This window comes from Paraburkholderia sp. XV (genome assembly GCF_020177535.1).
GTDB classification, from domain to species: Bacteria; Pseudomonadota; Gammaproteobacteria; order Burkholderiales; family Burkholderiaceae; genus Paraburkholderia; species Paraburkholderia caribensis.
In genome coordinates this window covers 1-8112 of record NZ_JAGUUD010000205.1, presented here as the reverse complement: position 1 = coordinate 8112, position 8112 = coordinate 1, and the positions used below count along the sequence as shown (strand labels likewise).

The following is an 8112-nucleotide window of genomic DNA, read 5'->3' as shown; positions in this document are numbered from 1 at the left end:
CAAAGAAAAGTAGGTGCCGCCCCGCACAGGGGCGACGCTTGAAGCACGCTAACAAAACGCGGATGCCATCCGCAAACACCGGCAAACCAAAACCAAACCAAACCAAACCACAACTACTTACACACTTCAAACCCCCGCCCCACAAGGCTCCGCACGGAAATTCACACGTTCATAGGGCACCACGCCCGCCCCCTTCATGACGACCACCGAATAACCCCCATTCACCCGGGGAAATATTTCCAGGACAAAGTGGTGTTATGTTCGAGCATGGATGGCGATCTACGTGCGCGAGGCCGGCTACGGCGCGACCCCATGCGTAACGCGCGCCCGGTCCGCAATGTCTTCAGGATTCGCCGTGACAACGCAAACCATCCGCTTCTATCACCAGGGAACCGTCCGCGAAATCGGCGGCGCGCCCGCTTCGCGCACCGTGCTCCAGCACCTGCGTGAAGACCTGCGCTGCACAGGCACCAAGGAAGGCTGCGCGGAAGGCGATTGCGGCGCTTGCACGGTCGTCGTCGGCGAACTGGATTCGCGCGGACAACTCGCGCTCAAAGCCGTCAACGCGTGCATCCAGTTCCTGCCAACCCTCGACGGCAAGGCGCTCTTCACGGTCGAAGACCTGCGCGCCGCGAGCGGCACACTGCATCCCGTTCAGGAAGCGCTGGTCGACTGCCACGGCTCGCAGTGCGGGTTCTGTACGCCCGGCTTCGCTATGTCGATGTGGGCGCTGTACGAGAACCACCCCGCAGGCGCCGGCCTGCCGACCCGCGACGAAATCAACACCGCCCTCTCCGGCAACCTGTGCCGCTGCACCGGCTACCGCCCGATCGTCGAAGCGTCGCAGAAAATGTTCGACGAGCAGCAGTATCCGCGCGTCGCGCTGGACCGCGCCGCCGTCGTCGAGGCGTTGCAATCGATCCAGCGAAACGACACCTTCGAATACCGCGCGCCCGACACGCGCGGCACCGACTACGGCACGCCCGCTTTCTTCGCCCCCGTCACGCTCGACGCGTTCGCCGCGCTGCGCGCGCAGCATCCGCATGCGCGGCTGCTGGCGGGCAGCACCGACGTCGGCCTGTGGGTCACGAAACAGTTCCGCGATCTGGGCGACATCCTGTATATCGGCAATGTCACCGAGCTGAAGACGATCGAACGCGACGCGCAGACGCTGACAATCGGCGCGGCCGTGTCGCTGGAAGACGCGTATGCCGCGCTGACAGCCGACTATCCCGAACTCGCCGAATTGTGGACACGCTTCGCGTCGCTGCCGATCCGCAATGCGGGCACGCTCGGCGGCAACGTCGCGAACGGTTCGCCGATCGGCGATTCGATGCCGGCGCTCATCGCGCTCAATGCGCTCGTCGTGCTGCAGCGCGAGCGCAAGACGCGCACATTGCCGCTCGACGCGTTCTACGTCGGCTACCAGAAGACGGCGCTCGAACCCGGCGAGTTCGTCGCGGCGATCCGCGTGCCGCGCCCCGCGCCGGATCTGCGCTTTCGCACCTACAAGGTCGCGAAGCGCTACGACCAGGACATCTCGGCCGTGTGCGGCGCTTTTGCGCTGCGCATCATCGATGGCGCGATCGCCGATGCGCGCATCGCATTCGGCGGCGTGGCCGCGACGCCGAAGCGCGCGCAGCACGCCGAGGCCGCGCTCAAAGGCGCGGCGTGGGACGCCGCCACCACGCAACGCGCGATGGACGCGCTCGCCGCCGACTATCAGCCGCTCACCGACATGCGCGCGACCAGCGCCTATCGACTGAAAGTGGCGCGCAATCTGCTGTGGCGCTTCCATCTGGAAACACGCGACGCCAATCCGCTCGCGCTGTGCGACGTCAATGCGTTCGCATTCGACACAGCCGCGATGCCGGCCGCGGGCGCACAGGAGCAGAGGCCATGAACAAGCAGACGGAAGCCTTCGTTCATCACGCGTCGCTTGCCGCACACGACGCACAGGCTGCCATCGGCGTGCCGCTGCCGCATGAATCGGCGACGCTGCACGTGAGCGGCGAAGCGACCTACACCGACGACATCCCCGAGCTGGCGCAGACGCTGCATGCGGCGCTCGGCTTGTCGCGGCACGCACATGCGCGCATCGTGTCGCTCGATCTCGATGCCGTGCGCGCGGCACCCGGCGTCGTCGCCGTGCTGAGCGCCGACGACATTCCCGGCGAAAACAACTGCGGCCCCGTGCTGCACGACGACCCGATTCTCGCCGACGGCGAAGTGCTTTATCTCGGCCAGCCCGTCTTCATCGTCGTGGCGCAAAGCCATGAACTCGCGCGGCGCGCGGCGGCATTGGCGAAAAGCGACGACGTCGTGCGCTACGAGCCGCTCGAAGCCGTGCTTACTGCCGCCGAAGCGAAGGCGAAGAAGCAGTACGTGCTGCCGCCGCTGCATCTGAAGCGCGGTGCGCCTGCGGAGAGGATCGCGCAGGCACCGCACCGGATCGCAGGCACGTTCGAAGTCGGCGGCCAGGAGCAGTTCTATCTCGAAGGCCAGGTCGCGTATGCCGTGCCAAAGGAAATGGACGGCATGCTCGTCTATAGCTCGACGCAGCATCCGAGCGAGATGCAGCACGTCGTCGCGCATATGTTCGGCTGGCCGACGCATAGCGTGATGTGCGAATGCCGGCGCATGGGCGGCGGCTTCGGGGGCAAGGAATCGCAGTCGGCGCTGTTTGCGTGCGCGGCGTCGCTGGCCGCGCACCGCTTGCGTCGGCCCGTGAAACTGCGCGCCGATCGCGACGACGACTTCATGATCACGGGCAAGCGTCACGACGCGATCTACGAATACGAAGCCGGCTTCGACGACGACGGCCGTATTCTCGGCGCCCGCGTCGAGATCGCGTTGCGCGCGGGCTTTTCGGCGGACCTGTCGGGCGCCGTCGCGACGCGCGCCGTGTGCCACTTCGATAACGCGTACTACCTGTCGGACGTGGATATCGTCGCGCTGCCGTGCAAGACGAACACGCAGTCGAACACCGCGTTTCGCGGCTTCGGCGGCCCTCAGGGCGCGCTCGTCATGGAAGTGATGATGGACGGCATCGCGCGCAAACTGAAGCGCGATCCCCTCGAGGTGCGCCGTGCTAATTTCTATGGCATCGACACGCGCAACGTGACGCCATACGGCCAGACCGTCGAAGACAACGTGATCGCGCCGCTGACGGATGAACTGATCGAATCGAGCGACTACACAGCGCGGCGCGCGGCGATTGCCGCGTTCAACGCGTCGAGCCCCGTGCTCAAGCGCGGCCTCGCGTACTCGCCGGTGAAATTCGGCATCTCGTTCAACGTGCCGTTCCTGAATCAGGCGGGCGCGCTCGTGCACGTCTACAAGGACGGCTCAGCGCTCGTGAATCACGGCGGCACCGAAATGGGCCAGGGACTGAACACGAAGGTCGCGCAAGTGGTCGCGAACGCATTCGGCCTGCCGCTCTCGCGCGTGCGCGTGACGGCGACGGATACATCGAAAGTGGCGAACACATCGGCCACCGCCGCGTCCACAGGCAGCGACCTGAACGGCAAGGCGGCCGAAGCCGCCGCGCACGCCATTCGGGAGCGCCTCGCGGTGCTGGCCGCGAAAGAACTCGGCGGCGAAGCGAAGGACGTGACCTTCGAAAACGGTGAAGTACGCGCGAACGGTGCGGCGATGCCGTTTGCACAACTGGTCGGCGCAGCATATCTCGCGCGCATCCAGTTGTGGTCCGACGGTTTCTATGCAACGCCGAAAGTGCATTGGGATGCGAAGACGCTGACGGGCCATCCGTTCTACTACTTCGCTTATGGTGCGGCAGTATCCGAAGTCGTGATCGATACGTTGACGGGCGAATGGAAGCTCGTGCGCGCCGACGTGCTGCACGACGCGGGGCAGTCGATCAATCCCGCCATCGATCTCGGCCAGGTGGAAGGCGCATTCATCCAGGGCATGGGCTGGCTCACGACGGAAGAACTCTGGTGGAACCGCGACGGCCGTCTGATGACGCACGCGCCGTCGACGTACAAGATCCCCGCCGTCAGCGACACACCCGCCGCGTTCAACGTGAAGCTGTACCACAACCCGAACGCGGAGCCGACCGTGTTCCGCTCGAAGGCCGTCGGCGAGCCGCCGCTGTTGCTGCCGTTCTCCGTGTTTCTCGCGATCCGCGACGCCGTCGCGGCGACCGCGCCCGATGCACCGCACGCGCCTGCACTGCGCGCGCCCGCGACGCCCGAGGCCATCCTCGATGCGATCGATGCGCTGAACGCAAGCGCGCCTGTTGCAACAATCGCCGCAGTGGCCAGTCCAACTTCGCAGGAACCTGCGGGCGCGGGCACGACCGCCTAGCAATACACATGTGTGGAAGTGCCCTCGCGACACGACCGCAACGCACACAAGATCAACCGGCTGCGCGGCCAACCCGCGCGGCCCCGTATGGAGAATTGCCGGATGCATGCCTGGCTCACCGATCTGCAGCAACTGCTCGCGCATGGCGACGCCGTCGTGCTCGTGACGGTCGCCCGCGCCGAAGGTTCGGCGCCGCGCGATGCCGGCACGAAGATGATCGTCACGCGCGATTCCGCGCGCCATACGATCGGCGGCGGGCATCTCGAATGGAAAGCGATCGAAAGCGCGCGACGGGTGTTGCGCGACGGCATGCGCGCGCCGAACATGCGGCGGCTCGAACGCTTCGCACTCGGACCGAGCCTCGGCCAGTGCTGCGGCGGCGCTGTCGTGCTCGCGTTCGAGCGGCTCGACATCGGCGACCTCGGTTGGGTGACGTCGCTGGCCAAACGCGTGGCGGCAGGCCAATCGACAGTGCGTAGCGTATCATTCGGCCCCGCACCCGATGCGGTGATGCTGTCCGATCCGGAACCGGGCGTCGAAAGCGCCGACTGTCTGCTGTGGGACGGCGCGGGTTTCGACGACAGCAGCGCGCTGCTCACCGAAACCATCGCGCCGCGCGACTTCCCGGTGGTACTGTTCGGCGCGGGGCACGTGGGCGCCGCGCTCGTGCGCGTGCTAGCGACGCTGCCCTGCCATGTGCACTGGGTCGACGAACGCGATGCGCAGTTCCCGGCGCCCGACACGCTCGGCGCGACGAACGTGACGATCGAAGCGAACGACGCACCCGACGAAGCGATCGACAAGGCTGCGCCGCACACGTACTTCATCGTGATGACGCACAACCACGCGCTCGATCTCGATCTGGCCGAGCGCATCCTGCGGCGCGGCGACTTCGCGTTCTTCGGCATGATCGGCTCGCATACCAAGCGCAAGCAGTTCGAGCACCGGCTTGCTGCGCGCGGGTTCGATCCCGCCGCGATTGCGCGGATGAAATGTCCGCTCGGCGTGGACGGCATCGTCGACAAGTCGCCGGAAATCATTGCGATTTCGGCGGCGGCGCAACTGCTGCAGGCTGTCGAGGCCAACGCGGCACACGCGGCGCAGACGGCCTGAACATCGAACATGCATCGAACGCATTGGGGGACGTCCGACCAGCCATCGGGCGTTGAATACATCAACCGATAACCCGAATCATTGACCGACCATGACGACAACCACACTTTCCCCGCTCGCTCACAAGACGAACGGCGCACCGAAGGCCGAGCTGCACATTCATATTGAAGGCTCGCTGGAACCCGAGTTGATCTTCAAGCTTGCCGAACGCAACGGCGTGAAGCTCGCGTACGACTCGATCGAAGCGCTGCGCGCCGCGTACGCGTTCACCGATCTGCAGTCGTTCCTCGACATCTACTATGCGGGCGCGAGCGTGCTGCTGAAGGAAGAAGACTTCTACGACATGACGATGGCCTACGTCGAGCGCGCGCTCGCGGACAACGTCGTGCATACGGAAATCTTCTTCGATCCGCAAACGCATACGGAACGCGGCGTGCCGATTGCGACCGTGGTCGCGGGCATCGAGCGTGCGCTGGCTGAAGCGGAAACACGCGGTCTGACGAGCAAGCTGATTCTGTGCTTCCTGCGGCACCTGTCGGAAGAAGATGCGCTGGCAACCTTCGACGAAGCGCTGCCGTTGTTCGACCAATACAAACACCGGCTGATCGGCGTCGGTCTCGATTCGTCGGAGCGCGGCCATCCGCCGTCGAAGTTCGAGCGCGTGTTCGCCCGGGCTCGCGACAAGGGCCTGAAGCTCGTCGCGCACGCGGGCGAAGAAGGCCCGCCGTCGTACATCTACGAAGCGCTCGACCTGCTGAAAGTGGACCGCGTCGATCATGGTGTGCGCAGCATCGAAGACCCGGCGCTCGTCACGCGGCTTGCCGACACGCGGGTCGCGCTGACGGTGTGCCCGCTGTCGAACCTGAAGCTGTGCGTGTTCGACGATCTGACCAAACACACATTGAAGGCGCTGCTCGACAAGGGCGTTGCCGTCACCGTGAATTCCGACGATCCCGCCTATTTCGGCGGCTACGTCAACGAAAACTACCTTGCGACGATCGATGCTCTCAAGCTCGACGACAGCGAGGTGTACACGATCATCCGCAACAGCTTCGAAGCGTCGTTCGTGACGCCTGCGGAGCGCGACGCGATGATCGCCAGACTCGATGCGCACTGGCGCGCATCCGCTTGATCCCCGCTTGATCTTATAGTTCGGAGACGGTTTCACCATGACTCAAACAGCTTATCGCGCGCAACTGCTGACGTTCAACGGCGACCCTGCGCAATCGTCCCATGCTGCCGTGTTCAATAAAGACGGCCTTCTGATCGTCGAAGACGGACATGTCGTCGCGGCGGGCGCGTATGCGTCCGTCGCTGCGCAGCTCGCGCCCGCCACGCAGGTGATCGAGATGCGCGACAAGCTGATCGTCCCCGGTTTCATCGATACGCACATTCATTATCCGCAGACGGACATGATCGCGTCGCCCGCGCCGGGGCTGTTGCCGTGGCTCGACACGTACACGTTCCCCACCGAGCGCGGTTTCAGCGACGCTGGCGTTGCGCAGGACACGGCGCGCTTTTTCATTGACGAACTGCTTGCGTGCGGCACGACGACGGCACTCGTTTACTGCACGGTGCACAAGCAATCGGCGGATGCCTTGTTTACTGAAGCGCAGCAGCGCAATGTGCGGATGATCGGCGGCAAGGTGCTGATGGACCGCAACTGCCCGGAGTTTCTGCGCGACACGGCGCAATCGGGCTATGACGACAGTGCCGAGCTGATTGCGCGCTGGCACAACAAGGGACGTCAGATGTACGCGCTGACCCCGCGTTTTGCTCCGACATCGACGCAAGCGCAACTCGAAGCGACGGGTGCGCTGGCGAAGCTGCATCCCGATGTGTTCATTCAGAGCCATGTTGCGGAGAATCATGACGAAGTGAAGTGGGTGGCGAGTCTTTTTCCTGGCCATCGCAGCTATCTCGACATCTACGATCACTATGGGCTGTTGCGCCCGCGTGCCGTGTATGGGCACTGTATTCATCTCGATGCTGAGGACCGCCGGCGGATGGCCGAGACGCGTGCCGTTGCGGCGCATTGCCCGACGTCGAATCTGTTTCTTGGAAGCGGCCTTTTTGATTTCGACAAGGCGGGGGAATCGGGTATGCCTGTAGCGCTGGCGACCGACGTCGGCGGCGGTACGTCGTTCTCCATGCTGCAGACCATGAATGAAGCGCATAAGGTTGCGCGGTTGGGGGGGCATCATTTGACCGCTACGCGGATGTTCTGGTTGGCTACTGCTGGCGCGGCAGAAGCGCTTGATCTTGCCGATCGGGTCGGGACGTTGAGGCCTCGGGCTGAGGCGGATTTTGTGGTGCTTGATCCTAAGGCTACGCCGTTGTTGGCGCGTAGGACTGCGCGGACTGAGTCGCTGGAGGAGCTGTTGTTTGCGTTTGCCCTGCTTGGGGATGATCGCGCTGTGTTTGAGACTTATGCCGCTGGGCAGTGTGTGCATCGGCGTGATGATGGCCGGCAGCATGTGGCTGGGAAAGCGCGTATCGCAGCTTGAGGTTTTTTTTGTCTGCGACGCTTTGGGTGGTCTGGCTGTTTTTTGCGCTGGTGTCTGCGGTTTGCTTTTGCTTTTGCTTTTGTTTTTGCTTTCGCTTTTGCTTTTGCTTTTGCTTTCGCTGGCATCCGCGATTCGTTAGCTCGCTTCAAGCGTCGCCCCTGTG

Annotated in this window: 5 protein-coding genes; all 5 read left to right on the top strand. The window is 64.2% G+C overall.

Features of this window, described 5'->3' with window-relative positions:
* Positions 1 to 355 precede the first annotated feature (355 nt).
* The 5 genes from xdhA to guaD all read left to right on the top strand — a co-directional run bounded on the left by xdhA (position 356) and on the right by guaD (position 7949).
* On the top strand, positions 356 to 1903 hold the full coding sequence (gene xdhA, locus KFO72_RS40715) for a xanthine dehydrogenase small subunit (RefSeq protein WP_225034469.1): 1548 nt from the start codon (positions 356 to 358) through the stop codon (positions 1901 to 1903).
* On the top strand, positions 1900 to 4329 hold the full coding sequence (gene xdhB, locus KFO72_RS40710; RefSeq protein ID WP_225034468.1) for a xanthine dehydrogenase molybdopterin binding subunit: 2430 nt from the start codon (positions 1900 to 1902) through the stop codon (positions 4327 to 4329). The genes xdhA and xdhB overlap by 4 nt, the downstream gene beginning before the upstream one ends.
* 102 nt (positions 4330 to 4431) lie before the next feature.
* Entirely contained in the window at positions 4432 to 5442 is a 1011-nt protein-coding gene (xdhC, locus tag KFO72_RS40705; RefSeq protein WP_054934053.1) for a xanthine dehydrogenase accessory protein XdhC, read from the top strand.
* 91 nt (positions 5443 to 5533) lie between these two features.
* Positions 5534 to 6574, top strand: a complete 1041-nt coding sequence (locus tag KFO72_RS40700) for an adenosine deaminase (RefSeq protein ID WP_054934047.1) — start codon at positions 5534 to 5536, stop codon at positions 6572 to 6574.
* A gap of 37 nt (positions 6575 to 6611) precedes the next feature.
* Positions 6612 to 7949, top strand: coding sequence for a guanine deaminase (guaD, locus tag KFO72_RS40695; protein ID WP_225034467.1), 1338 nt, complete (start codon positions 6612 to 6614; stop codon positions 7947 to 7949).
* Positions 7950 to 8112 lie beyond the last annotated feature (163 nt).

What these genes read in the sequence shown, in the direction of transcription:
- xdhB (WP_225034468.1), top strand. Translation starts at nt 1,900, where the DNA reads ATGAACAAGCAGACGGAAGCCTTCGTTCATCACGCGTCGCTTGCCGCA.
- xdhC (WP_054934053.1), top strand. Translation starts at nt 4,432, where the DNA reads ATGCATGCCTGGCTCACCGATCTGCAGCAACTGCTCGCGCATGGCGAC.
- KFO72_RS40700 (WP_054934047.1), top strand. Translation starts at nt 5,534, where the DNA reads ATGACGACAACCACACTTTCCCCGCTCGCTCACAAGACGAACGGCGCA.
- guaD (WP_225034467.1), top strand. Translation starts at nt 6,612, where the DNA reads ATGACTCAAACAGCTTATCGCGCGCAACTGCTGACGTTCAACGGCGAC.